At 40.3% G+C, this 26903-nt stretch carries 24 protein-coding genes and 1 tRNA gene; 9 read left to right on the forward strand and 16 right to left on the reverse strand.

Annotated elements, in window-relative coordinates; all coding sequences use genetic code 11:
• Window positions 1-51: 51 nt before the first annotated feature.
• Together GRFL_RS04075 and GRFL_RS04080 are read left to right on the forward strand one after the other, a co-directional pair.
• Window positions 52-789: an MlaE family ABC transporter permease gene (locus tag GRFL_RS04075; RefSeq protein WP_083643420.1), complete on the forward strand. Its 738-nt coding sequence runs from the start codon at window positions 52-54 to the stop codon at window positions 787-789.
• A gap of 1 nt (window position 790) precedes the next feature.
• Window positions 791-1552: an ABC transporter ATP-binding protein gene (locus GRFL_RS04080; RefSeq protein ID WP_083643421.1), complete on the forward strand. Its 762-nt coding sequence runs from the start codon at window positions 791-793 to the stop codon at window positions 1550-1552.
• A 1-nt stretch (window position 1553) separates the two neighbouring features.
• Here GRFL_RS04080 and GRFL_RS04085 read toward each other — a convergent pair whose 3' ends face one another.
• From GRFL_RS04085 to porV, 9 genes are all read right to left on the reverse strand, one after another.
• Window positions 1554-2984 (reverse strand): DUF389 domain-containing protein, encoded by a 1431-nt coding sequence (locus GRFL_RS04085; protein WP_083643422.1) that lies wholly within the window; start codon window positions 2982-2984, stop codon window positions 1554-1556.
• Window positions 2985-2986: 2 nt separating this feature from the next.
• Window positions 2987-4078: a mannose-1-phosphate guanylyltransferase gene (locus GRFL_RS04090; RefSeq protein WP_083643423.1), complete on the reverse strand. Its 1092-nt coding sequence runs from the start codon at window positions 4076-4078 to the stop codon at window positions 2987-2989.
• A gap of 1 nt (window position 4079) precedes the next feature.
• The gene (locus GRFL_RS04095; protein ID WP_083643424.1) at window positions 4080-4679 is read right to left on the reverse strand and encodes a SprT-like domain-containing protein; all 600 of its coding nucleotides are present in this window, start codon (window positions 4677-4679) and stop codon (window positions 4080-4082) included.
• Window positions 4679-5359 carry an SDR family NAD(P)-dependent oxidoreductase gene (locus GRFL_RS04100; RefSeq protein ID WP_083643425.1) on the reverse strand — a complete coding sequence of 227 codons (681 nt, stop codon included), beginning with the start codon at window positions 5357-5359 and terminating at the stop codon, window positions 4679-4681. The genes GRFL_RS04095 and GRFL_RS04100 overlap by 1 nt, the downstream gene beginning before the upstream one ends.
• Window positions 5359-6324, reverse strand: coding sequence for a M28 family metallopeptidase (locus GRFL_RS04105; protein WP_083643426.1), 966 nt, complete (start codon window positions 6322-6324; stop codon window positions 5359-5361). Before GRFL_RS04105 ends, GRFL_RS04100 begins: the two co-directional genes overlap by 1 nt.
• 62 nt (window positions 6325-6386) lie before the next feature.
• Window positions 6387-8060 (reverse strand): pyruvate dehydrogenase complex dihydrolipoamide acetyltransferase, encoded by a 1674-nt coding sequence (locus GRFL_RS04110; RefSeq protein WP_083643427.1) that lies wholly within the window; start codon window positions 8058-8060, stop codon window positions 6387-6389.
• Window positions 8061-8064: 4 nt separating this feature from the next.
• A complete protein-coding gene (gene pdhA / locus GRFL_RS04115; protein WP_083643428.1) occupies window positions 8065-9066 on the reverse strand; it encodes a pyruvate dehydrogenase (acetyl-transferring) E1 component subunit alpha in 1002 nt (333 codons plus the stop codon).
• A 112-nt stretch (window positions 9067-9178) separates the two neighbouring features.
• On the reverse strand, window positions 9179-9661 hold the full coding sequence (cdd, locus tag GRFL_RS04120; protein WP_083643429.1) for a cytidine deaminase: 483 nt from the start codon (window positions 9659-9661) through the stop codon (window positions 9179-9181).
• Window positions 9662-9738: 77 nt separating this feature from the next.
• A complete protein-coding gene (gene porV / locus GRFL_RS04125; RefSeq protein WP_083643430.1) occupies window positions 9739-10893 on the reverse strand; it encodes a type IX secretion system outer membrane channel protein PorV in 1155 nt (384 codons plus the stop codon).
• A gap of 398 nt (window positions 10894-11291) precedes the next feature.
• Between porV and gldJ the strand changes: the two genes are divergently transcribed.
• Together gldJ and GRFL_RS04135 are read left to right on the forward strand one after the other, a co-directional pair.
• On the forward strand, window positions 11292-12974 hold the full coding sequence (gldJ, locus tag GRFL_RS04130) for a gliding motility lipoprotein GldJ (protein ID WP_083643431.1): 1683 nt from the start codon (window positions 11292-11294) through the stop codon (window positions 12972-12974).
• 65 nt (window positions 12975-13039) lie between these two features.
• Complete coding sequence (locus GRFL_RS04135; RefSeq protein ID WP_083643432.1) at window positions 13040-14350, forward strand: UDP-N-acetylmuramoyl-tripeptide--D-alanyl-D-alanine ligase; 1311 nt, start codon at window positions 13040-13042, stop codon at window positions 14348-14350.
• A 33-nt stretch (window positions 14351-14383) separates the two neighbouring features.
• Here GRFL_RS04135 and GRFL_RS04140 read toward each other — a convergent pair.
• From GRFL_RS04140 to GRFL_RS04150, 3 genes are all read right to left on the reverse strand, one after another.
• A tRNA-Val gene (locus GRFL_RS04140) sits at window positions 14384-14458 on the reverse strand.
• A gap of 59 nt (window positions 14459-14517) precedes the next feature.
• Complete coding sequence (locus tag GRFL_RS04145) at window positions 14518-15246, reverse strand: LytR/AlgR family response regulator transcription factor (RefSeq protein WP_083643433.1); 729 nt, start codon at window positions 15244-15246, stop codon at window positions 14518-14520.
• Entirely contained in the window at window positions 15246-16133 is an 888-nt protein-coding gene (locus GRFL_RS04150) for a sensor histidine kinase (RefSeq protein ID WP_236995875.1), read from the reverse strand. Before GRFL_RS04150 ends, GRFL_RS04145 begins: the two co-directional genes overlap by 1 nt.
• Window positions 16134-16549: 416 nt before the next feature.
• Between GRFL_RS04150 and GRFL_RS04155 the strand changes: the two genes are divergently transcribed.
• Window positions 16550-18949: a TonB-dependent receptor gene (locus GRFL_RS04155; RefSeq protein ID WP_083643435.1), complete on the forward strand. Its 2400-nt coding sequence runs from the start codon at window positions 16550-16552 to the stop codon at window positions 18947-18949.
• 215 nt (window positions 18950-19164) lie between these two features.
• Here GRFL_RS04155 and GRFL_RS04160 read toward each other — a convergent pair whose 3' ends face one another.
• Window positions 19165-20412: an NAD(P)/FAD-dependent oxidoreductase gene (locus tag GRFL_RS04160; RefSeq protein ID WP_083643436.1), complete on the reverse strand. Its 1248-nt coding sequence runs from the start codon at window positions 20410-20412 to the stop codon at window positions 19165-19167.
• 161 nt (window positions 20413-20573) lie between these two features.
• Between GRFL_RS04160 and GRFL_RS04165 the strand changes: the two genes are divergently transcribed.
• The 4 genes from GRFL_RS04165 (at window position 20574) to GRFL_RS04185 (ending at window position 25043) form a co-directional block, all read left to right on the forward strand.
• On the forward strand, window positions 20574-21263 hold the full coding sequence (locus tag GRFL_RS04165) for an NUDIX hydrolase (RefSeq protein WP_083643437.1): 690 nt from the start codon (window positions 20574-20576) through the stop codon (window positions 21261-21263).
• A gap of 338 nt (window positions 21264-21601) precedes the next feature.
• Entirely contained in the window at window positions 21602-22606 is a 1005-nt protein-coding gene (locus GRFL_RS04175; protein ID WP_083643439.1) for a helix-turn-helix domain-containing protein, read from the forward strand.
• A gap of 74 nt (window positions 22607-22680) precedes the next feature.
• Complete coding sequence (locus tag GRFL_RS04180) at window positions 22681-23736, forward strand: acyl-CoA dehydrogenase family protein (RefSeq protein WP_083643440.1); 1056 nt, start codon at window positions 22681-22683, stop codon at window positions 23734-23736.
• Window positions 23733-25043 (forward strand): bifunctional PIG-L family deacetylase/class I SAM-dependent methyltransferase, encoded by a 1311-nt coding sequence (locus tag GRFL_RS04185; RefSeq protein ID WP_083643441.1) that lies wholly within the window; start codon window positions 23733-23735, stop codon window positions 25041-25043. Before GRFL_RS04180 ends, GRFL_RS04185 begins: the two co-directional genes overlap by 4 nt.
• Here the strand turns inward: GRFL_RS04185 and GRFL_RS04190 are convergent.
• From GRFL_RS04190 to GRFL_RS04200, 3 genes are all read right to left on the reverse strand, one after another.
• Window positions 24980-26095 (reverse strand): glycosyltransferase family 2 protein, encoded by a 1116-nt coding sequence (locus tag GRFL_RS04190; protein ID WP_083643442.1) that lies wholly within the window; start codon window positions 26093-26095, stop codon window positions 24980-24982. The two genes, GRFL_RS04185 and GRFL_RS04190, sit on opposite strands and share 64 nt — an antisense overlap.
• A 220-nt stretch (window positions 26096-26315) precedes the next feature.
• A complete protein-coding gene (locus GRFL_RS18380) occupies window positions 26316-26447 on the reverse strand; it encodes an SOS response-associated peptidase family protein (protein ID WP_158091608.1) in 132 nt (43 codons plus the stop codon).
• On the reverse strand, window positions 26437-26685 hold the full coding sequence (locus GRFL_RS04200; RefSeq protein WP_083643444.1) for an SOS response-associated peptidase family protein: 249 nt from the start codon (window positions 26683-26685) through the stop codon (window positions 26437-26439). The genes GRFL_RS18380 and GRFL_RS04200 overlap by 11 nt, the downstream gene beginning before the upstream one ends.
• Between the last annotated feature and the right edge of the window lie 218 nt (window positions 26686-26903).

The raw sequence follows: 26903 nt of genomic DNA on the forward strand, positions 1-26903 counted from the left end.
TAAATACTTTCGGATTAAAATTTAGTATTTTAGCTTCACAAAAATGATTTGATGACGTACCTGCACTCGATTGGGGAATATTTTTTAATGCTCAAAGGAGTTTTTGGAAGGATGACCAAGGCATCTGTTCTCCGCAGCCTGATCTTTAAAGAGATAAATGACCTGATCATGGGATCGATGGGAATTGTAGCATTTCTCTCCTTCTTTATCGGGGCAGTAGTCGCTATTCAAACTGCACTCAACCTGAACAATCCCCTCATACCGTCCTCGCTGGTGGCTTACGCCGCAAGACAATCGGTAATTCTCGAGTTTTCCCCAACTTTTATTTCTATCATCATGGCTGGAAAAGTTGGTTCATTCATCACTTCCAGCATTGGATCCATGAGGGTGACGGAACAGATCGACGCCTTGGAAGTGATGGGGATTAACAGTAAGAACTACCTTATTTTCCCCAAGATCATCGCGATGCTTACATATCCATTTGTGATCGCCATTTCGATGTTCCTCGGCATTTTAGGCGCTTATTGCGCAGCAGTTTTGGGAAATTTTGTGACTTCAGATGATTTTATTAGTGGTTTGCAGGACGATTTCATACCGTTTCATTTAATATACGCCTTCATCAAAACTTTCATGTTTTCCTTTATTCTGGCAACGGTGCCTGCCTATCACGGTTATTATATGAGAGGTGGAGCGCTTGAAGTTGGTGAAGCCGCCACGACTTCATTTGTCTGGACCAGTGTGATCCTGATTATTACGAACTATACCGTAACCCAATTATTGTTGAGCTGATATGATTGAAGTGAAGAATCTACATAAGTCTTTTGGCGGTCAGCAGGTGCTGAAAGGGATCGACTATGTCTTTGAGAGAGGAAAGACCAACCTGATCATTGGCCAGTCTGGGTCTGGGAAAAGTGTTTTTCTGAAATGTATGCTGGGCCTTTTTAAACCTGATGAAGGTACGATTGCCTACGACGGAAAGCCTTATTCTTCATTTTCAGATGAAGAACAGCGTGAACTCCGGAAAGAGATCGGAATGCTGTTTCAGGGTGGCGCTTTGTTCGATTCCATGACCGTGGAAGAAAATGTGATGTTTCCGCTGCGAATGTTTACCAATCAGCGGAAAAAGGAAATGAGGGAGCGCGTACAGGAAGTACTGGAACGAGTAAACCTGGAAGGTTCCAATCAAAAAATGCCTTCCGAAATTAGCGGTGGTATGCAGAAACGGGTGGCGATCGCACGCGCGATCGTTAATAAACCAAAATACCTTTTTTGCGATGAACCCAACTCTGGTTTGGATCCAAAAACTGCCACGGTAATTGATAATTTAATCCAGCAGATCACGCACGAAAACGATATTACCACGGTGCTGATCACGCACGATATGAACTCAGTACTCGAAATTGGAGAACGAATCGCTTTCTTAAAAGACGGAGTTCTTGCCTGGAAAGGCACGAAAGAGGAAATCTTTAAAACCGACGATAAAGCGGTGACAGAATTTGTATATTCCTCAGATCTTTTTCAGCAGGTGCGTGCCGCACAATTGAAAGGCTAGCCTAACGAATATTTTTGATCGCCAGCGTATCCAGTTTCAGTCGTAACTTCAACCATTCCCCGAATTTCTGCTGTTGCTGGCGCAAGTCTTTTCCGGATACTTCTGAATTCCACTGAACGGTAAAAGTAGGCAGCGTATCAATTTTGCTGAAATTGGTCGAAATTTCATTGGAATACCCAATTTGTTCGATATTCTCGTAATTCACTTTGGCTTCCTTACTGATATCTACAAAAGAAAATCCGCTCGCCTGGTATTTGGAAAGTTCATTTTCGAGCAATTGGATGCGTTTGTCCTTATCTTCCAGCGCCTCCTGATTTTTGACATACAGATCTTCCAGAATTCCGCTTCTAAGCTGTGTGGAAAGCACATTGATATCTTCACCCTGGCCCATTCCCTGATGAATCACTAGTTTGGCATTTTTCAGAGGTTCAATATTCAGCAACTGATCCCGCCAGGTATTGATCGTCTTTTCAGGCACTTGTTCCCCGATCATATAAACCGAAATCACCTTACTGTCATAATCACGGTTAAATTTAATGATCTCGGTACCATCGTACATGACGTGATCGTTCACGAAACTATCGGCCTGGGCTTCAAAAACCGTTTTCCGAAGCAGGTTTACAAATAAGATAATACTGGGAATCATGACGATAATGGCAACGGCTGAAGCGATCTGTGCGGTCCTTCTCCTTCGCTTACTGTTCGCATATCGAACCAGCGGAAAACCGAGCAATTTCACCACCAGGAAGGTTGAAAGAGCGATGAAAACGGCGTTGATCGAAAACAGGTACAAAGCGCCGGCTGCGTAATCCCATTTCGCATTGGCAATTCCGTAACCCACGGTGCAGAGAGGAGGCATCAAAGCCGTAGCAATGGCTACACCAAGGATCACGCTGGCAATCGTGCCTTTTTTGGTTTTTCCAACGATCAGGGCAAGTCCGCCAAATAAAGCCACCAGCACATCCAGGATCGTGGGATAGGTGCGTCCCATCAGTTCTGCGTTCTCTCCTTTAAAAGGTGAAATGAAAAAATATAAAGTGGCAGTGAGCACACTCAGCCCAACCATGATCCCGAGGTTGACCAGGGAGCGCTTCAATGTTTCCACATCGTTGATCCCCACAGACATCCCGATACCCACGATCGGCCCCATTAATGGTGAAATAAGCATCGCACCGATTATCACTGCGGTACTTCCCACATTCAGCCCGATCGAGGCCACGAAAATGGAAAATATCAGGATCCAGGCATTATGGCCTTTAAAGGAAATATCTTTTTTAACCGCTTCCAGGGTAGATTCCCGATCGGTATCCGGACGAATGTCTAGTAACCTGCTAATAAAACTACGCGCTTCCGAACCAATTCGGATGGCATCATCAGCCAGTTTCTTATCTTCTTTCTTTTCCGGCTCGTTGGTATTCGTTGTATTTGTCATATTTAACCCAGATCATCACCATATTTCTTCATCACCGCTTCCCTTAGAGATTTGATATCCTGTTCGTCCTCCTTGGGAACGATCATCAGGACCTCCTCGTCTTCCACGATAATGAGATCGGAAATATTCTTTAAAACTACAATTTTCCGGTCATATCCGGAGATGATATTATTTTCAGCGTTTTCAGCAACCAGCCTGCTGTTAATGATGGTATTCCCCTCTTCATCGCTAGCCAGATGATCTTTCACCGAAGACCAGGTGCCCAGGTCACTCCACTTAAAAGAAACCGGAATCACATAAATGGCGTCTGATTTTTCCATCACCGCATAATCGATAGAAATATTGGCAGCGGTCTTATAATATTGTTCTAAAAATGCCTTTTCGTGTTTGGTATTGTAAACGTCTTTTCCCTTTTCAAAAAGTCGGTACATTTCTGGGGCGAACTGTTTAAAACATTCCAGAATGTACTTGGCACTCCAAATGAAAATACCGGCATTCCACAAGTAATTTCGTTCACTCAGGAACTGGTTCGCTTTTTTCAGGTTTGGTTTTTCAGTAAACTGAAGCACTTTTCGCACCTCCGCTGCATCTCCTTTTTCAAATTGGATGTAGCCGTATCCGGTATTGGGATAGGTAGGCTCGAATCCCAATGTGATCAAACGATCCTCTTTTTCAGCAGCAGAAAATGCCATTTTCAGGGACTCGGTAAATGCATCCTGATCTTCGATCCAGTGGTCACTTGGCGCAATGACCGTAATGGCATCAGGATTCTTCAGAAATATTTTCATGGAACCTAGCAGAATGCTGGGTGCCGTATTTCTCATTTCCGGCTCGGGGACGATCTGCTCATCGATGATCTGTGGCACCTGTTCTTTGATCAGTCCTACGTAAGCCTTGTTTGTAAGAATATAAATGTTTTCTTTCGGAATAAGCTGACTTAACCTCTTAAAGGTTGTTTGAAACAAGGTCTCGCCCACACCAAGAATATCGATGAACTGTTTCGGGTTTTTCGCCTTGCTTGAAGGCCAGAACCGCGATCCAACGCCACCTGCCATCACAATTGCATAATAATTCCCATTTTTTTTCTCACTCATGTTAAGCCTTGATTAATTGTACTTCAGCATTTGGCTGAAAAAGGTATATTCTTCCGGTATCTACTTCCAGGCATTCATACCTTTTGATCTTCCTGGGACCTCTTTTGAATGTTTTACCATTATAAATTCGGAAAAGTGCTCCCATCGGAATTTCAAAGATATAACTCTTATCATTTTCCGGATCGAAAGATTTCAATGCTACCGATAATTGGGCATCGGTATCGCTGCTGGCTCTCGGGTTTTTGAAATGTCTTGCGATCAGCGGTAGCAAAGCATTCGGAAAGATTTCCGGCCTGATAAAGGGCAGCATCAGATTCCGAAAACAGAATTTCCACTCGGCTCCATGTGGCTTGATCGCTCTCCCATACTTTTCAAAAGCAACCAGGTGTGCGATCTCATGCACCGTAGTGATCAGAAACCGATATTTATTAAGGTTTGCATTCACGGTGATCTGCTGGCTACCGTCTGGCATCCTCCTGTAATCACCATGCCGGGTCACCCGTTCGTTCACGATCTTCAGATGCACCGAATTCATTTTAATGAGCTCAGACACCGGCTCCACCGCGTGAGAAGGCAAATATTTCGCAAGAATATCTCTCATTAAGGAGTGCTGTTGGAAACCTGCATGATCTTCCCGTTATAAAATTTGTGGCCATTAAGACTGAAATTCACGATATATTCCCCCATTTGCGTGGCGGTAACCGGAGCTTCATAGCCAGGAAAAGCTTCCTGCAGCATTTCTGTTTGAACCGCACCAAGAGCAAGCACGTTGAAAGAAGGGCCTCCGTCTTTATATTCTTCAGCAAGGAGCTCGGTAAGGGTGATCAGCGCTCCTTTACTACTACTATAGGCGGCAAGACCGGGAAACTTCATACTACCCTGTACCCCACCCATACTACTGATATTTACCACATGGGAATTGGCCTCCATAAAAGGTAACAGAACACGGGTCACTTCCGCAACGCCAAAAACATTCACTTCGTAACTTTTGCGAAAGTCTGCAAGACTAAGCTCTTCAAAAGCCTTATTTACCAAAGCACCTGCGTTATTGATGAGCACATGCACACTGCCCCAGTTTTCAGCCACAAAACTACTGACCCTGGAAATTGCTTCGGAAGAGGTGATATCAAAAGAAAATGCATGGACATTTTCGAGCTGTTGTGCAAGAATGGGCTCTTCATTTCGGGATAGGGCAAGTACCCGGTGTCCCATTTCAGAAAATATCCGAACCATCTCAAAACCGATTCCCCGGCTGGTACCGGTAATCACTATATTCTTCATTATTCGTTCATTTTTATTTCCCGTTCTGATGTGCGCGTCATTTCCAGGATCGCAGGATACAGATCTTGCAGCAGGTTGGCCATATGATCGGTATTCATAAATGGCGCCTCATCATCTACATGATGGTAAAAATCATAATTGGAAAAATCGAAAGTCGATACCGTTTGCGCAGGAATATGAAATTGCTGGTAAAACGGGTAATTATCACTTCTACGGAAAAGATTCAGCTGGCCCGCCTGAGGCAGAAAACCAACCAGTTCCATCCCTGCATATTTGTTCATTTTTTGGGCCATATTAGATTCTTTGTAACCCGTTAGATAAGCTTCATAGGTTTTGGCTTTCATAGGAACGCCAATCATTTCGAGGTTTACCATGGTATATAAATCTAATCCCTGTTCCTTCAAATGTTGCGCGAGACTGGCCGAACCTCTCAAACCCAATTCCTCCCCGGAAAATAGTGCGAAAATCAGGGTCCTCTTATTTTGCCTGTTTTCAGCAAATGCTTCTGCCAGTTTCAGCACACCCACAGTTCCGGAGGCATTGTCATTAGCGCCATTGGCGATACTGTCACCCTCTACGGGGCTCGCCTTTCCTATATGGTCGTAATGGGCACCTACCAATACATATTCTTTCTTCAGCGCAGGATCACTTCCTTCGATCACCCCGAGAATATTGAAACCGGTCACCTCCCCGACCTGGAAACTGTCCCGATAGGTTTCAAAGAATGGTGGAATTTCTGCATTTTCGAAGGTATTCTGAATAAAATCAGCGGCTTTATCAATTCCTTCAGATCCCGTATTTCGGCCCTCGAGTTCATCTGAAGCCAGATAATTTATGTACTCCGCGATACTTTCAGAAGAGATACTTGGCTTCAGTGTTTTCTTAACCGACTGGCTGCTACAGGCAACCAGTAAAACACTGGCAAAAACCATCGATAACCGAACTAAAATGTTGTTTTTCCGCATAAGTTTAAAGATAAAAAAATCCCGCAAAATAGCGGGATTTGAATTATAGAGTCGGCTTAAAATTAAGCCAGCATCGTCACGGGATTTTCCAGATACGTTTTAAGCGTCTGAAGGAATGCTGCTCCGGTTGCACCGTCAACAGTCCTGTGATCACAGGCAAGTGTCAATTTCATGGTATTTCCAACCACGATTTCACCATTTTTCACCACCGGTTTTTCTACGATCGTTCCCACTGAAAGGATCGCGGAATTTGGCTGGTTAATGATACTGGTGAATTCCACGATTCCGAACATTCCCAGGTTTGATACGGTAAAGGTACTCCCCTCCATATCGCTCGGCTGGATCTTCTTGTTTCGGGCTTTCCCGGCAAGGTCTTTTACGTTCGACCCGATTTGCGTAAGCGACATCTGGTCAGCAAACTTCAATACCGGCACCACAAGACCTTCTTCTACGGCTACTGCCACACCCATGTGAATGTGCTTGGCAATACGCGTATTATCACCTGTCCACTGGCTGTTCACCTGAGGATGTTTTCTCAACGCCATTGCTGAAGCTTTGATTACCATATCATTGAAAGACACCTTTGTATCAGGCATTTCGTTGATATATTTCCTTGAAGCCATCGCGTTAGCCATGTCAACCTCAATGGTAAGATAATAGTGCGGCGCGGTGAATTTAGATTCTCCCAGTCGCTTCGCAATGGTCTTACGCATTTGAGAATTCTTCACATCCTCAAAACTCTCTTCTCCTGCCGGAGTATATGGCTGAGCGGCAGCAGTGGTTTGTTCTGCGGTTTGTTTCTTAGCTTCTGCAGGTTTTTCTTCTCCTTTGAAGTTTTCGATATCTTTTTTAACGATTCTTCCGTTCTCTCCTGAACCTTCTACCTTCGACAGATCGATTCCTTTATCTTCGGCCATTTTTTTGGCTAGCGGAGAAGCAAAAATGCGTTTTCCGTCGTTTGATGAAGAAGATTTCTCTTTCGAATCTTCTGAAGATTCTGCAGCATCTGTCTGCTCTTCTTTTGCTTCAGATTTAGCAGATTCTTTTTTGGCTTTTTTCTTTTTACCGGAAGTATTGATACTGGAAACATCAGTCCCTTCAGGCCCAATGATTGCCAGAAGACTGTCTACTTTGGCAGTTTCGCCTTCCTGGATCCCAATTTTCAAAAGGGTTCCGGAATAGAAAGATTCAAATTCCATGGTCGCCTTATCGGTCTCGATCTCGGCAAGGATATCACCTTCTTCCACTTTATCGCCTTCCTGCTTCAACCAGGAGGCAACGGTACCTTCTTCCATGGTATCGCTCAAACGCGGCATATTGATGATCTCCACACCTTCCGGAATTTCACCGCCTCCGCTTTCCTCTTCGGAAGCGTCTTCAGTATCCTCCTCCGTTTCTTCGTCTTCAGACTCGTCTTTATCGGTATCATCTTCGGCACTCTCCTTTTTAGAAGAACCTTCCGAAGCACCACCGTTGATCAGGTCAGAAATATCTTCTCCCTCTTCGCCAATAATTGCCAGAAGTTCGTCAACGGGTGCCCCGTCACCTTCTTCCACACCTATATGCAGCAAAGTTCCTTCGTAGAAAGATTCAAATTCCATCGTAGCCTTATCGGTTTCGATCTCGGCCAGGATATCTCCTTCTTCTACTTTATCTCCTTTTTTCTTCAGCCACTTCGCCACAACACCTTCTTCCATGGTGTCACTCAAACGTGGCATTTTGATAACTTCTGCCATATTATTAGTCTAATTTATGCGCCAGGAATGGATAATCCTCCTGTTGGTAAACTACGTCATACATTACGTTTGCATCAGGGAAATCTGACTCATCGGCAAATTTCTCACATTCAGAAACCTTGTCTTTAACGCGTTTCTCTATTGCTTTAATTTCTTTTTCTGAAGCGTATTTCTTTTCCTTGATCACGTCTAAAACCTGGGTGATAGGATCCAGCTTCTGATATTCTGCGACTTCCTCTTTGGTTCGGTACTTTTGAGCATCACTCATAGAATGACCTCTGTATCGGTATGTTTTTAACTCAAGGAAAGTAGGTCCTTCACCTTTACGAGCTCGAGTAATCGCTTCATCAAGAGCTTCCGCCACTTTAATCGGGTTCATCGCATCTACCGCCCCACAAGGCATTTCATAGCCACGCCCCAGTTTCCAAATCTCGGTATCTTTAGAAGTACGGGCCACAGAAGTTCCCATCGCGTACCCGTTGTTCTCCACACAGAAAACCACCGGAAGATTCCAGTTTACGGCCATGTTCAAAGTTTCATGAAGTGACCCCTGCCTCACGGCACCATCCCCCATAAATGTAAGGGTAACGGCATCTCTTTTGAAATATTTATCAGCAAAAGCCAATCCAGCTCCTAAAGGAATCTGACCTCCAACGATCCCGTGACCACCATAAAAACGATGTTCTTTTGAGAAAATGTGCATGGATCCTCCAAGCCCCATCGAAGTCCCGGTCTTTTTACCGTAAAGCTCGGCCATCACTTTCTTGGGATCAACTCCAAGACCAATTGGCTGAACGTGGTTACGATAAGCAGTGATCATACGATCCTTATCTGTATCCATCGCATGCAATGCTCCAGCCAAAATGGCTTCCTGACCATTATATAAATGCAAAAAACCTCTTACTTTCTGCTGAATGTAAACCTGCGCAAGCTTGTCTTCGAATTTGCGCCAGAACAGCATATCCTCATACCACTTCAGATACGTGGCTTTTGTAACTTTCTTCATTTAAAAACTCTATTTTAAAGGCCAGACAGAATGGTTTTGCCAAGCGGATAACAAAAATACTATTTTCAATAAGAATCAAAAACAGTTTTTCAGCAAAATAATTACGAAAACCTTATAGACAGGAATTATCAAAAACCAACGGCAGTAAATCTTTTACCGATTCCGCCTTGACCACCTTTCCTGTTTCCCCCATAAAATAGATCTCAATAGGCTTTTCCTGCTTCACTTCATACTCGACCAAAGCCTGCCTGCAGGCGCCACATGGTGGAACAGGAGACACGACCTGGTGTTTCAGTGATTTGGCCGAAATAGCCAGGTGCTCTATTTGCGCTCCGGGAAATTGGGCCCCCGCGGCATACACAGCCGTACGCTCGGCACAAAGACCCGACGGATACGAGGCATTTTCCTGGTTACTTCCAACCACCACCTGGCCATTATCTAATTTCATCGCAGCGCCAACCTGGAAACTGGAATAAGGCGCATAGGCCGTATTTCGGGTTTCGATCGCCTGTTTCATAAGCGACTGAATATGTTCCGGTAATTCGTCCAGAGAATCGTAAACTTCCAGGCGGGAAGTTATCGTAAGTGGTTTCATATACTTTTATTGGAAATACAAGGTAACGGAAAGCTTAGCGTTTTCCAATACCGATAAGATACTTTTAAGAGTATGTCTTAATTCGCGTAGTTATCTCCGAAATTGAAGCTCAATCCAAAGCGTAAGGTTCCTTCTAACGGGCTTGGCACACTGGAAGTATTAAAAAGGTAAGAAGCATCAATGACAACCGATTGGTAGGCAAACCCTGCTCCCAGGGAAAAGAATTTACGGAAACCTTTTTGATCGCTTTCGTTGAAATATCCTGCGCGAAGCGCGAATTTTTCACGATACCAGTATTCTGCTCCCAGAGCCAAAGTAAATTCTTTTAGCTCTTCTGAAAATCCATCAGGAGCATCTCCAAAAGACTTAAAAATTCCTTCAATGGAACCAATACTATTGTACTCTACGTCATCTTCTCCATCAATATCTCCATCGCCATCAAAATCCTGCGGGGTTGGAACCAGCAGTTTATTGACTTCCAGGTAAGTTCCCAGTTTATTTTCAGAATCAAATATAAAATCGAAGCCCCCTCCAATTTTCAGGTTGGTAGGAATGAAATTTTCCTGCCCGGCATCGTCATATTTCATCTTCGGGCCAATATTCGAAATATTCGCACCCAATCTCCACTGGCCGTCAAAACTACTCATAGTGATCTGGTCACTTTCATAGTAGGCCGCAACATCGACTCCAAAGGTTGAAGCAGCACCAAGGTCTTCCTCATCCTGTAGCCCAAGATCGGAACGCAAATACCTACCAGCCACCGCCATCGATACCTGTTCGCTCAATTTCAAGGAATAAGAAAGGTCGAACGTGAGTTCATTCGGGTTTACCAGAATTGGGTTTTGCTCGAAGTATTGTCTTGTTTCAATAGACCCCAGACTAAAATAGCGAAGGCTCCCTGCCAGCGCACTGCGGTCGTCTAGTTTATGATAGTAGTTTAAACTTCCGAGGAAAATATCATTAACGATTTCACTTAAATAAGGAGTGTAAGAAACAGAAATACCATTTTCGCGACTGGCAAAAGCATATTTTGCAGGGTTCCATTGCTGGGAAAAAACGTCTGGGGAAGTAGCCACACCCTGGTCTCCCATACCCGCAGCACGAGCATCTGCCGCTACTAACAAAAATGGAACAGCAGTAGTAATCACCCTGTTTCTATCTTCTTCCTGAGCCTTCATAGAAAAACCGGAGATCAGAAAAGCTCCGATTAATAGATATGTAATTTTCTTCATTATGCTAATTAATGATAAAACAAATATATAGTAATATTCCTGTTAAGAAAGAACTGACAGGGAAAAATACCACGAGCACACCGGTCCAAGCTTTTCATAGATTACAGGCAGACAGCAGTTTGCACCACTTTGTAAAACTGTAAATTAGTCAAATTATTGTACAATCCCTCCACTAGCTCTTCAAAATAATAGTCAGCCTGAAAAGTCTTCGATTCCTTCATGCCGCAAAAAATCCTAAAACACTAAGTTTCAGTTACTGAAGTTTTCGAGTTATCACTTCATATATCAGACAGTTATACGAATTTCAGCAGTTTTATAAATAACAAAATAAACTTGTACATTTAGCGTTAATTAGTATATTGCAAGGCCTAAATTTCTATCATAAAGAAAGGAAAACTATGAGATCGAATATAGCTTTAAAAGCCCTTATTGCTGTTGTTTGTGGCGCTGGTATCGTAAGCTGTAATAATTCTAACAATTATAAAAACACCTCTCGTGCAACGGGTTGGGACATCAATTCCAAAGACGGAGGTTTTCAGTTTAATTCAGATTACAAAGAGCAGGAAGCCGCACCGGGATTGGTATTTGTGGAAGGAGGAACCTACACGATGGGAAGAGTGGCAGACGACCCTCTTCACGATTGGAACAACTCGCCAACTCAGCAACATGTTCAGTCTTTTTATATGGACGAGACCGAGGTGACCAACAAAATGTACCTCGAATATCTCGACTGGCTGAAGAGAGTTTTCCCGCCTACAAACGAAAATTATCGAAACATTTATAATGGTGCTCTTCCAGATACACTTGTTTGGAGAAACCGCCTTGGTTATAACGAAACCATGGTGACCAATTACCTGAGACATCCTGCGTACGCAGATTATCCGGTAGTAGGCGTTAGCTGGATTCAGGCTACTGAATTTAGTAAATGGAGGACAGATCGTGTTAATGAAAAACAGTTGGAGGACGAAGGTTTTATTGCAGAAAATGCGAAATACAGCACGGAAGCCGCTTCAACCTTCAACACCGCAACCTATATCAATGCACCTACTAAAGTCTACGGTGGTAATACTGAAATGATCGACGGAAAAGAAGTTCAGGATCGTCTGGAAGATACCGACGAAAATGGAAATCCAATCAAAAAGGTCTACCCAGGAAGAGAAAGCGGGATGATCTATCCTGAATATCGCCTTCCAACCGAGTCAGAATGGGAATATGCTGCTTTAGGTCTGGTAGGAATTAGAAATTACAATGTCTACCGCGGAAGAAAAAAGTATCCATGGGATGGGATGTATACGCGTAATGGCGACGTTAAAAACATGGGCGACCAGTTAGCCAACTTCAAACAAGGAGATGGAGATTATGGTGGGATCGCTGGATGGAGTGACGACGGAGCCGACATTACTGCGGAAGTAAAATCTTACGAGCCTAACGATTTTGGTCTTTATGATATGGCCGGAAACGTTGCAGAGTGGGTAGCCGACGTGTACAGACCGATTGTAGATGATGAATTCAACGATTTTAACTACTATCGTGGGAACGTTTACACCAAAAATGCCATTAACCCTGACGGAACTGTAAAAGTTCTGGGCGTGGATGACGTGGAATATGACACCCTAAGCAACGGGAAGCTGGTAGCTAAAAACCTTCCGGGCGAGATAGCCCAGGAAGCTATTAATGCCGACGATACGTATATGAGAACGAATTTCACTGATAGCGATCAGAGAGACTACCGCGATGGAGACAAGTCTTCTTCCAGGTATTATCAGCCTTTCCAGGATGTAGATGATCCTTCAAAAAGAATGTACAACTCTCCTACTTACGACAACTTTACAATTAGTGATTCTACTGATACCGTGGAGAACAAAGGTTACGACAAAGAAGAGCGTACCACTTTGATCAGTAACGAAGTTCGCGTGTATAAAGGAGGAAGCTGGAGAGATCGAGCTTACTGGCTGGATCCAGCACAAAGGAGATTTTTCCCTCAGGACATGGCAACCGATTATATCGGATTCAGAAATGCAATGTCCCGTGTAGGTTCAAAATCCCTCAACAAGAACAAAACAGCGCGCAATACCAAATAAGCCCGCTTATTTAAAATATACTTAAAGCCCTGATTTATTCGGGGCTTTTTTTATAGCTTTAATCTATGAACACAGCCCAGTTACATCAACGCTACCTGCTTTGCTCGGGCGTTGACACCGATACCCGAAAGATCAGAAAAGACAGTATTTTCTTTGCCTTGAAAGGCGATAATTTTAATGGAAACCTATTCGCGGAAGAAGCCTTAAATAAAGGCGCTCGATACGTCGTGGTAGACAAAAAAGAATGTGCCAGGGATAAGGAACATTATATTTTGGTGAAGAACTGCCTGGAGAGTCTACAGAAACTGGCCATTTTTCACCGAAATTATCTAGGAATCCCAATTCTGGCCATTACAGGCAGTAACGGAAAAACCACCACCAAGGAGCTGATCAACGCCGTTCTTTCCAGGAAATTCAAAACCGTAGCCACCAAAGGCAACCTCAACAACCATATAGGAGTTCCATTGACTCTTTTATCTATGGACGAGGAAACGGAATTCGGGATTGTCGAAATGGGCGCTAATCATCCGCTGGAAATAGAATTTCTGTGCAGTATTGCAAATCCGGATTACGGTTATATCACCAACTTCGGAAAGGCCCATCTTGAAGGCTTCGGGAGCCTGGAAGGTGTCATTCAGGCGAAGACCGAATTATACCGCGATATTCAAAAAAGGCACAAATTACTATTCCTGAATCTGGATGATGAAGTTCAGAAAAAACACGCCAATTACAATCATGTTTTTACATTTGGCGAGGACCAAAATGCCCATATTACCGTTCAATATCCTGAAGGCGATGCTACGGCAAAGGTTTTTTATAATCAAACCGAATTTACCAGCCGTTTAACCGGAAACTACAACGCCAAAAATATGGCGGCGGCGATCTGCATTGGTTTATATTTCAAAGTGCTGTTCAACTCGGTAAAAGAGGCCATTGCTTCCTATGAACCCGGAAATAATCGCTCACAAACCATTCAAAGTGACAGCAACACGATCATTATGGATGCTTACAACGCGAATCCTACGAGCATGCAGGCCGCATTAGACAATTTCAGCAAACTAAAAACCTCCAAAGAGAAAATCGTGATTTTAGGTGATATGTTCGAACTGGGACCCTCTGCCGCCACCGAGCACCAGGTGATCGTGAATTTTGTGGAAAATGCAGGTTTTTCCGAAGCCTATCTGCTAGGAGAAAATTTCAGGAATACTACGACCAGCAACAATACCACTTTTAAATTCCGGGACATGGAAGCCCTGAAAAAACACACTTCGGAGATCAATTACAAAAATTGCTATTTCCTGATAAAAGGCTCCAGGGGTATGGCTTTAGAAAGAGTGCTTGATTCCATTGAGAAGAAAAATTATCCGTCAGAATAAAATAAAAAATCCCGCCATAAGCGAGATTTTTTGTGAAGTGTACTGGATTCGAACCAGTGACCCCTACCCTGTCAAGGTAATGCTCTGAACCAACTGAGCTAACACTCCAATTCGATTTCAAAGCTAAAAATTTCCTGATAATATCCTCGAAAAACCAACCAGAATTTCTAAAAAATAAATTGCTGTAATTTATCCTTGTATCCCCTGCTCACCATTACTTTTTCCTGATTTTTCATTAAAAGCTGGTAACCTTTTCCATATTTATCAGCAGACTTGATCTGATCCAAATTTATAATTGCTGATCTATGCACGCGCAAAAAGATCTTGGGGTCCATTTTTTCTTCCAGAATTGAAATCCCGTAATTTGAAACAAACACCTCTTCACCTGCATGTATTTTGGAATAATCCCCGTATGCTTCGATCCAAACAATATCGCTAACAGCTACGGTAACAAGCTTTTTTTGAAACTGCACCAGGATCCTTTCAGGATAATCTGTGGTATCCATGAGCAAACTATTGGTTAAAGGAGCCAGACCGGAATTGCCATCAGAATTCGGAATTCGACTGAGCGCCATCTTGAAGCGTTCTTTTGTATAGGGTTTCAAAAGGTAATCGATGGCATGTACTTCAAATGCCTGTAAAGCGTACTTATCATAAGCAGTAGAAAAAATGATCTGTGGAAGTTCTTCCAGCCTAGTCAAAACTTCAAAGCCTGTCATTCCAGGCATTTGGATATCCATAAAAACCAGATCGGGCTTAAATTTATTGATTTCCCGAACCGCGTCCACCCCATTATTGGCTTCCGCAACAATGATCATATCTGGAAAATCCTCGAGATACTCTCGAATTAATTTTCTGCCAGCGCTTTCATCATCAATGATCGCTACTTTTTTCATTATATCGAAAAACTTATAGTGAGTCCGCTGGGTTCATTATCTGAAACTTCAACGGTTGAATTATACATTTTTTGAAGCCTTTTTCGGGTATTCTGCAAACCAATTCCAGAGTGAAAAATTGCTTCTTTATTCTGAATTCCCACGCCGGTATCGGAAATAACAAATTTCAATTTGCCTTCTTTTCTGAAAATCCGAATAGTAATTTTTCCACCATCAATTAAAGAACTCAATCCATGTTTTACACTATTTTCAACTAATGGCTGCAAGATCATAGGCGGCACTTTTTCCTGCATCAATCCATCTTCCACATCGATCTCAACCCTCAACCTCTCTTCAAAACGGGCTTTTTCAAGATCCAGATATTTTTTTACGAAAGAGATTTCATCCCGAAGCGGAACGAGATCTTCTTTAGTTGCCTGAAGCTGATAACGAAAAAGATCAGACAGCTCGGCTATAAGTTGCCTTGTTTTTTCATTTTCAGCAGGAACAGAGGCGTTGATGGTATTGAATACATTATACAAAAAGTGCGGATTCAATTGTGCTTTGATCGCACTTAGCTCGCTTTTTAAAGCCGCCTGCCTAAGCTCTCCCTCAACCAGTAATTTCTTCTGATTTTCCCGGTAATGCTCATAAGCGAAAAGAAAACCGAACTGGATCATCATAAACAAGCCGGGTATATAAATATCCCAAACCATTCCCGTACCCTGAAGATGTCCCCACCCCCTATAGTCATTAATGGAATAATGGATAAACCTTATAAGATACAATAGTGGTACAATAAGAATAAATAGCGCTGCCAGACGAAGGAGCAATGGCTTATTTGCTAAAATTCGAAAAATCAGGAACCATAGAGGTAGCGTTGCCAGGAAGAATAAAAAATACTGCATCCCCGCTGTGCCCCAGTAACTTCTTAGACTGAAAATAGCCCAGAACCCTTGACTCTGTAAAGAACCCTGGTTAACAAAAAGTGTTAGATAATATAGAGATGAAAAGAAAATGTAAAAGACAAAAATTGCCAGACACTCTAATATCCTCCTTTTTTTTAAATAAGCGTTCATCTCCTCAACCAATTATAATTCGGGTAATCCATTCCAGAAACATCAGTACCAAAATAGCCATAATTCAATTTTTTACAAGAGTAAAAATAGGATAGTCAATTGCAAGTTTCTTTTAAATTCAGATGAACGGACCTATAAGCAGTCGAATGGTCCGGAGTCAATTCAGCCCCTCTTTGTACCAGTTCAGCAGATTTTTATTTCCGACGAAAATGTAAAGCCTGAAGTTTGCTTTAAATATTCAAATCATGAAACGAACATTACTCATCTTGCTTTTCTTTGCCTATTCAATTAGCCAGGCACAGGAACTTTCAATTACCGGATCTGTCAAAGACGATTCAAACCAGCCCCTGGCTGGGGCGACCATTCTTTTAAAAACGATAGAGAATGACACGTTGATCAAGGCAACTATAAGCAATATCGAAGGGGTATTTCTAATGGAAAACCTAAAACCCAAATCCTATAAACTAGAAATTTCCAGTATTGGATATGCAAAATTTGAAAAACAGATCCAGTTAAAAGGAACAACAAACCTAGGTGAGATCTCCATGACGCAATCTGAAGAAACACTGGACGAAGTCCTGGTAGAAGCAGAGAAACCAATAGTCCAGGTACTTGCCGACAAAACCGTATTCAACGTGGAAAACACCTTGAATACAACAGGCACCAATGCCTTTGAATTATTGCGGAAAGCTCCGGGAATTTTGATAGATAACTCCGGTGGGATTATAGTAGAAGGTAAGGCTGGCGTTCAGATTTACATAAACGATAAACCATCAGTTCTGAGGGGTGATGACCTGCAATCATTCCTGAAGGGTTTACAGGCAGATGATATTGCATCGCTGGAAATCATTACCCAGCCATCTTCGAAATATGATGCAGCAGGTAATGCCGGGATCATTAATATTAAATTGAAAAAGAACAAAAGTCTGGGAACGAATGGAAATATGAATTCCAGTCTCACCATTGGAGATTATGCCAGGATTAATAATGGCCTTAGTTTCAATAACAGAGAGAAAGGTCATAATCTTTACGGCAGTTATAGTAACCGCTTCGGAAAAAGCACCAACTATCTTTATTTACTGCGGCAACAGAATGGAATTGAGTTTGACGCAAAAACCAATTCGGTTTTCGATAGTAACTCAAATAATTTCAGAATTGGCTATGACTTTTTTGCTTCAGACAAAAGTACCATTGGCGCGATAGTACAGACGAATTTCAATAATTTTTTCAGTGACAATAATTCGCGTACGCCTATACGCCAAATTGGTGAGACTTCATTTGATTCGATCCTTATTGCTAATAACAGGTCTCATACGATTTCCAAAAATCTTAGCACGAATTTAAATTATCGATACAGTGATACGCTAGGCCGAAGCCTGAATATTGATCTTGATTACGGAAAATACGATCGCGATGGAAATGCTTTTCAACCGAATATCTACTACGGAAGTGATGAAATGGAAATATTGAACCAGAACATCACCAGGCAGCTTACCCCAACAAACATCGATGTCTGGACCGCTAAAACCGACTTTGAAACTAATTTTTTAAATGGAAAACTGGCGTCAGGTTTTAAATTTTCAAGCGTGGTAACAGACAATAATTTTCAATTTTATGATATCGAGAATTCAATTGAAAGTTTAAATAAAGATCGAAGCAATAGATTTGAATACCGTGAAAATATTAATGCCGGATATATTTTTTTCAATAAAAAGTGGGCAAAATGGAGTTTCCAGGGAGGTTTAAGAGTGGAACAAACCATTTCTGAAGGCAACCTCAGCAGCGCACAGAATAATCAGAATCAAACAGTAAAACGAAACTATACCAATCTTTTTCCCAGTGGAGGTTTTACCTATCAATTGAACCGGATCAATCAATTCGCCATTAATTATAGCCGAAGGATCGAAAGGCCGAATTATCAATCTTTAAATCCGTTTGAATATAAGATAGATGAGTTATCCTATCGTCGTGGAAATCCTTTTCTTCAGCCGCAATACACGAATAATTTAAAACTAAGTCACACCTATAAATACAAGTTCACAACTTCTCTGTCGTACAGCCACGTTTCCGACTTTTTTGCCCAGATTACCGAAGCAGAAGGTGAAAGAAGAAATTATATAATGGAGCGAAATATCGCAAATCAGGAAGTATGGAATTTAGGTATTTCCTGGCCATTCAAATTACAGGAATGGTGGAATGTTTATGTTAGCTTAAATGGAAGCACCAATTCATACAAATCAGACAACCCAGACTTTCAGCCAATTTCACAGGAAACTTTAAGTTTTTATGCCCAAAACACGATTGCCCTTCCTGCGGAAATCAGCATGGAGATTAGTGGATGGTATAGTTCCCCAACGGTTTGGGGCGGAACTTACCAAACGAAAGCGCTTGGATCATTAAACCTCGCTTTTCAGAAAAAATTCTTAGATGAGAACCTCAGCGCAAAGATCGCGATGAATGATATTTTATATACTGCCCCATGGCGCGGTAATACGAGGTACGGAAATTTATATATTCAGGGTCAGGGAGGTAGCGATTCAAGAAATATCGTTTTTAGCCTCAGCTATAATTTCGGGAGCCAGCAGATCAAAAAAGCCAGGGATCGTAAAACAGGCCTGGAAGATGAAAGCAGCCGAATTCAATAAATCAACAAAGCCGGAGGACTGCTCCGGCTTTTTGTTAGGCTAATTCAATGATTAAACAAATAGTTTTCCATCTATTAATTCATTGATCATTTTTTTTCATCATATTCACCTCCTTTTTTCGTAATTAACCTAACATACTGGAAACAAAGCATGTTCCAAATTTCGCAGTACTTGAACCGCATTGGAAGTATTATTAACTCAAAAAAGAAAAATGACTAAAATTTCCGCTCCGGTTGGAATGGCTGAAGGTCCAGAGAAGGTTTTTTGTTATCGATAATCTCGGAAATCAGTTTTCCGGTCGCCGGGCCCAAACTCCACCCCATCATAGCATGACCTGTACCAATACTGAGATTTTTCCATTTGGCTGAACGACCAATATAAGGTAGCCCATCTGGGGAGCAGGGTCGCAGACCGGTGCTCACACTTTCCTTTTCCGTAGAGGAGATTTTTAAACCGGAAAAATAATTTTCTGCTGCATCTGCAATCGCATTCACCCTAACCGGATTTACGATATTATTGATCCCACCCAGTTCCATGGTTCCTGCAAACCTCGTAAATCCATGCATAGGAGTAACGGCCACCTTGGCTTCGACCAGGATCGAAGGTAATTTTATACCAGTATCCCGGTACACATTAAAACTGTAGCCCTTGCCCGCCTCCACTAAAATCTTGAGACCTAACTGGCGGGCCAGTACTGGAGACCAAGAACCGGCAGCCAGAATGACTTCATCTGCCTGCCATTTTTTATCCCCGCTTTTCACTTCACTGATCCGGTCACCCGAAAAATTAAAATTAGTCACTTCCGTACCTGTATGAATTTTCACACCGCTTCGGAGGAGATAATTCTTCAGTTGCTTCATAAATTCATTGGGCGTCATGTGTGCATCGCAATCGTAATACCACGCGCCCCGCACGTTGTAATGAGCATCAGGAAACTGATTTTGAAGATTTTCGCTGGTGAGATGCATCACTTTCATACCCTCTCTTTCGGCCATTTCCGCAATACTGGCTTCATCCTGCTCCCCCTTGCTCGTCTGGTAGCACATAAGCAGGCCGTTGCGTTCGTAAGCAAAAGGAAATTCCTGGGCTTTCTTCATATCTTCATATAATTCCCGACTCAGGAGATTGATATCGCGGATCACCGGAACCGACTTCTGCACCTTCGGAAAATTGGCAGATTTCTTAAAACTCCAGGCCCACTTTAAAAACTGTCCGTTCAGCCTTGGTTTCACGTAAAACGGGCTCCGGCTATTCAGCATCCACTTCAGTCCTTTGGCAATAATCCCAGGCGAACTCAAAGGAATAATGTGGCTCGGGGTGATATAACCGGCATTTACGTAAGAGGCACCGCCGTCCATATTCCCCTTTTCCAACACCTGCACATGGTGCCCCTCCTTATGAAGGTAATAGGCCGTACAAAGACCAATAATTCCGCCGCCAATGATCACACAGTTTTTTGACATTTTGAGTATTGAGATTAAGGTTAATTCTAAATTTTAATTAAAATATAGCTGTTGGCCGCTTGTTAAGCTACAAAATCTGTTTCATTAAATCGAATTAGTTAACTTCGTAAGATCGAAAGCTGCTCTTTCAAGCGACTTTCCTCTCTAATATTACACATTTCATGATAGATAGTTATTCTTCCGAAGACAAAGTACTACTCGCGGTAGATTGTATCATTTTCGGATTTGATGAAGAAGATTTGAAAATTCTCCTGATCAAAAGGGATTTTGAACCTGAAAAAGGTAAATGGTCCCTGATGGGTGGCTTTTTAAAGAAAAACGAAAACCTCGACGAAGCCGCCAACCGAATTCTTGAAAACCTTACCGGGATCAACAACGTGTACATGGAACAGCTGCACTCCTACAGTAAAATAGATCGTGATCCCGCACAGCGTACTATTTCTGTAGCTTATTTTGCACTGATCAATATCCAGGAACACAATGAGGAACTTATTGAGCAATACAGCGCGCAATGGTTTAGTATCGCCGAAGCTCCGGAACTGATCTTCGACCATAACAGCATGGTTAAACATGCGATTAGCAGATTGCGCTACCGTACTTCTAAGGAACCGATCGGCTTTGAGCTATTACCTCCAAAATTTACCATGCGCCAGTTACAGAAGCTCTATGAGTCTATTCTGGATGAAAAGCTGGACAAAAGAAATTTCATTAACAAGATCAACTCAATGGATATTCTCATCAAACTGGAGGAGAAAGATATGAGCTCGTCACGAAAGGGTTCTTTTCTTCACCAATTCGACCATGAGAAGTACGAAAAGAAAAAGGCGAAAGGATTCGACTTTAAGGTATAAACTACAATCACAAAATCAGGTAAATAAAAAAGCCTCACATTTCTGTGAGGCTTTTTCTGTGGGCGCGAAGGGACCATGAACCTCCCTGGCAACGCCTATTTTTAGTAACCTTTTGATCTTATCTATCGAAATAAGTAACCGCATAATAGACCGATTTAGAATCTTTTACAATCGTCATTTAAATATAATCATTTTATATTAAAAAATTAGGTGTAATTAACCATGAAAAATTGAAAGAATAATAATTTCGTTTTAATCCATTATAATTTTTTTCAATATCAACAACTTCCATTTTTTTATAAAAGTTAGCAACTTTAAATACCAACCAATCCTTAAAAATGATGAAAACCTTTTCTTTCGAAATAGAGGGAAATTCGTGCATTTTTGATTCATTATCTTCCGAGCGAGATATTTATAAAGAAGAGGAAAATTTTAAGATCTTTAATTTACCACAAGACCTTGGCACTGGTGTAATTGAATTTTATAAGCTAAATGAAGAATTAAATTATTATAGGTGGACTGGAAAAATAAATCAATCAATCAAAATCACCTTTAATTTCCCCAAAGGTTGGCCCTTTAACTTATTTCAATCTTTTGTAGGTCAATTATACTTTGTACCTGAGCAGGAAATAAAAGTTTTATACCCATATCAGCAGTTAATTTTCAATCCTTTACAGAATTCCAAGATTTCTTTCATCCCACCAATAAATTGTAATTTCCAATACAGCTATATTCAAATTTTTAAGAAAAAAAAATCAAGACATCATACTCCATTCCCTCTTTATTCGCAACTAGTCAAAATTCCGCATTCAGACAAATTAGTGATTGAGGAAAGTTGCAATCAAAGTTTAATTAGAATTGGACAAGAACTAGCCAAAATAAATCGCTTCAATTCAGGAAGACAGATATATGTCCAGGCCAAAGTTCTGGAGATTATCTCCATGGCACAAAGTAGTTTTAATAGAAAAAGTGACCTACAGCTACAGGGAATTTCTTCCTATGAATATAATAAGTTACAAGAAGCTAAAAATTACATTGAAGCCAATTTTCATACAATAAAAAGAATCCAGGAAATTGCATATCAAATCAATTTACCTATTAATTCCTTACAACACCTATTTAAAATTTGCGAAGGACAGACGATTAATGAGTATTTGAAAAATTATAGGCTAAAATATGCTTGGAATCATATCAATGAGGGAAAAACTACAATTTCTGACATTGTATATCGAATAGGATTAACTAGTAGAAGCTATTTTTCTAAAATATTTAAAAACAAATATGGCTATTATCCTAGTAAGTTATTGGAGATGAACTCAATTTCTAATAAAACTAAGGATTAAATTTCCGACATTTTTAGTATGCTCTTAACTATTATGGCGACCGCTTTCCTCTATTTTTATTAAAAAAATTGCCTATGAAACATACTGCAGAATTAGAAAGAATTGTAAGTAGGTTTAATGGGCAAAAAAACTTCATTGATAAACTTACAACTTTTCTAAGCAGCAACAATTACTTAGTTACAGCTATCCCCCCTAATGATGATTTATACTCCTGGTCTCAGAATCTTTTCAACCTATTATTTCATTTCGGTAAAACAGACTTGTCAGTAGCTAGAGTATACGAAGGACATGTTAATGCCATCAAGCTGATTAAGGATTTTGGGACTGAATCTCAAAGAGCATTTTATTTCAATGAAGTTTCAAAGGGAAAAATTTTTGGCGTGTGGAATACAGATGCTCCCAAAAATCCACTGAAAGCCTCATTTACTGAGACAAAAATGGAATTAAATGGTTCCAAAATATTCTGTTCTGGAGGATATAGGATTGATTATGCTATCGTCACCTATGGCTCGAGTAGCAATAGACAAATGGCGGTAGTACCAATAAATTCTAGGACTTCTGTTCAGGAAAATTATGCATTCTGGCAGGCAATGGGAATGGAAAACTCCAGAAGCACGGAGCTTACTTTTACAAATTATCACATAGAAAAGAATGTACAACTAGGAAACCCTAATGATTATGAACTACAACCATGGTTTTCTGGAGGCTCCATCCGTTTTTGTGCTGCACAAATTGGAGGTGCCACCTCTTTGTATGAAGAAACAATAGAACATTTAAGAAGAAAAGGGAGGCATGAAAATTCTCAACAACTGGATCGGATTTCACAGATGAGAGTAGAAATCGAGACCGGAAAACTTTGGATTAATAAAGCTAAAGAAGTCTACGGCAATGCTAACCGTTATAGCTCTCCCGAAATAGTTGACTTTAGTAATATGATGAGAAATGTCACTACTACTATTTGCGAAAAAATATTGCTGCTTTCCACTAAATCCATCGGTCTTCCAGCATACATGAATGGACATCCTGTAGAACAAAAACTGAGAGATTTAATGGTTTATGTGAGACAGCCTAATCCGGATATGGTTTCTCATAATATTGGTCTTTATGGCGTTAACCAAACAATGGAATGAAATATACAGCAGAAGAATTAAAAAACGCACCAGACTTTAACAAACAAAAAATTGCTGAAGATCTGGGAAATTGTGTGATCTTTTCTCCTCATCCTGATGACGAAAGTTTGGGTTGCGGGGGCCTTATTAAATCATTAACCAATTCTCATTCTGATGTCTATGTTATATTCGTTACCAATGGGGAAAAAAGTCATACTAATTCAAGGATTTATCCACCAGATATTTTAGGAATGCTGCGACAGCAAGAAGCAATGGACGCATGTAAAATACTAGGAGTGAAGAATTCTAATGTCTATTTTTTAAATTGTGGAGACGGTAATATTAAAAATTCATACAATCAGTTTAAAAGAAACGCTAAACTCTTTAACAAGATCTTTTCAAGTAAGAATATTAAAACGGTTCTTATGCCCTGGAGAAGAGATCATCATATCGATCATATTGCCACCAATGAATTAGTTAGAAAAATTCTTCCAGAGCATATTCAAACAATTGAATACCCGATATGGTTATGGAATAAAGGTATAGATTCCGATTGGCCTGAAACGGATGAAATTTTGCCATACAAATTAAATATAGAAGACGTTTTTTCTTATAAAAAACGTGCAATCTTTCAACATAGAAGTCAGACAACTAATTTGATTAAAGACGACCATAATGGTTTTCGACTAACTTCTAAATTGTTGAAACCTTTTATGGGAAATTACGAATATTATTTCTTCCCTAAATTGGAGAAACCTAATGTTCCAGAAGAATATTTCGATAAGATCTATGATCAGACGGACGACCCTTGGAATTTTGAGACAAGTACGTATGAAAAAGATAAATATGAACAAACTATCAAATCATTGCCCAATAACTATTACAATAATGCATTGGAAATTGGTTGTTCAAACGGCGTTCTAACAAAATTGATAAGCACTAAATGTAAAAAATTGCTCGCTTTCGATCATAACCAAAAGGTACTGAATGCTGCAAAATCGAGATGCAAAGAATTAAAAAATATAAATTTTACTATAGGAGATCTAAAATCTTATTTTCCCGATGGACAATATGACCTGATAATATTTTCCGAAGTAGGTTATTATTTTAATAAAGAAACGCTTCTAAAAATTCTTTCTAAGATTGATAGAAGTTTAGTGATAAAAGGTCATTTTGTGATGGTTCATTGGACACCATATGTGGCAAGTTATTCACTCACTGGACGAGAGGTTCACATGATATTTGATGAAAATTTCAGCACAAATTACAGGTTGCGATCTATGTATCGCTCTGAATTGTATGAAATCGTAGTTTGGGAAAAACGATAATAGTAATCAAACTGGCCGATTGCTTTCTCTAATTGAATCTTTGGATATTTGTAATTCCAATCTTTATTTGATTGTAAATAGCAATCAATTTGTAGATTGATTCCTTGGTAAGTTTTATAGGTGCTAAACAAATCCTTTAATTTCGCTGAACTTATACATAGTTTGGAGCTTAATGCTTCTAAATCGTAGTAATCCCGATGCTGATATCTGTCCTTTATTTCACTCATAGCCTCAAACTTCGAAATTAGCCCCTGGACTCCCTCTACTTTCTTACTGATGCAATTTTCGACATTCCTTAATTCATCCCCAAAACCACCTCGTACTCTAGAATTAATTCTAGCGGAAGTGAAAGAAATGGGGGAATGAGAATGTTTTATACGCAAACCCGATTCTAAAACACGATTATATAATGCAATATCTTCCAAACATGCTAACGGAGGTATTCCCCCTATCTTTTTGTAAACCTTTCCTCTAATAGCCATATTAGGTCCAGAATTATGCGAATGATCAGGCCCTCCCTCAATATCAATGGCATATAATTCTCTCTGGAGTTTCGCTACATATTCTAAATATGTACGGGTAAGCTTAATGTACTTAAGCTGTAGGGTAGATAGCTTATCTGTTTGTGGAATGATTATCCCACAAATTAAATCAAAATTAGTTTTCAATAATTGATTATAAGCCGCCAACCAACTGGAATGAAAAACCGTATCAGCATCAGTCATTATAATCCATCCACTCCCTTTGATTTTATTACTCGCATAATCCATTAAAATTTTTCTGGCTATTCCCACATTATTGATAAAATCTTCATTACTAATAAGGATTTCGATGGGAAAGGTCGGATTTGTACTTTTAAATTGATTGCAGAGATTGACAGTGCTATCAGAGCATCCATTACAAAACACTATTACCAGAAATTCCTTGTCTATAGGCTCTTGTGTTTTAATTGATTCCAGAGTTTTTAAAATAGTTTTCTCTTCATTCCTTGCGGGAATAGTAATAACGATTTCTTTCAAATTATAAGGCTCGAGTTGTTCTATTTTTTCCATCAATGTTTAAGTTCCATTAATGAAATTAAAATGTTCCTGTAAACAGGTATCATAATTTTTATACAATTAACTAATTGTTAGTTTTGATAACATCTTTACATTGTGAGAATATATACTTATAGGTTTACTAATAGTAGATATAGATCTGATTATAATGGATGATAAAAAGGTGGAAAATATAATTAGCTTTTTAATTATTTTAGTTTGCATTGCTTCAATATTAGTAAGCTTGCTTTTTTTTACCAATAGTATGAGGTTCATAAAACCCGTCAAATAAAATTAGGCATCTACCCTCCTGTATATAATTCTTATAAGATTTAGTCTCCCAAAAATCTTCCCCCCTAGCATTCAAATGTATAAGAATTTTTAGCTAAGAATTCACTTGGATTCTTCTTACCCCAAAATGGAACTAATCCCCACGTAGCAGAAATTTCAAACTCAGGATTTTCCTGTGCAATAATTGGAATAGTTGGATTGGTGAAAGCATTAATATGATGACTTAATTTAATAGGTTTCACCCCTTTATTCCCCTTTGAGCCATATCCTTTTAACTTTCTTTCTTGCGTTGTGAGCGTTCCTTTATAACACAATTTAATTTTTATTGTATGGTTGGATATGTACTTCCAGGTTTATGAACTAATTTATTTGTAGAAAGACTTAATTCCATTAAATCAATAAGAACCTTATGAAATTGGTCTTGTAATTCGCTTATATCCGCTGTGGACTAATTATTTTCATCCGGTAAATGAAAATCCTCTAATTGCCGATTATAAAAATCAAAGTATGCCGGTATGCTTTGATTCACCTT

Origin of the sequence: Christiangramia flava JLT2011, from assembly GCF_001951155.1 — a bacterium.
In the GTDB taxonomy this organism is placed as follows: Bacteria; Bacteroidota; Bacteroidia; order Flavobacteriales; family Flavobacteriaceae; genus Christiangramia; species Christiangramia flava.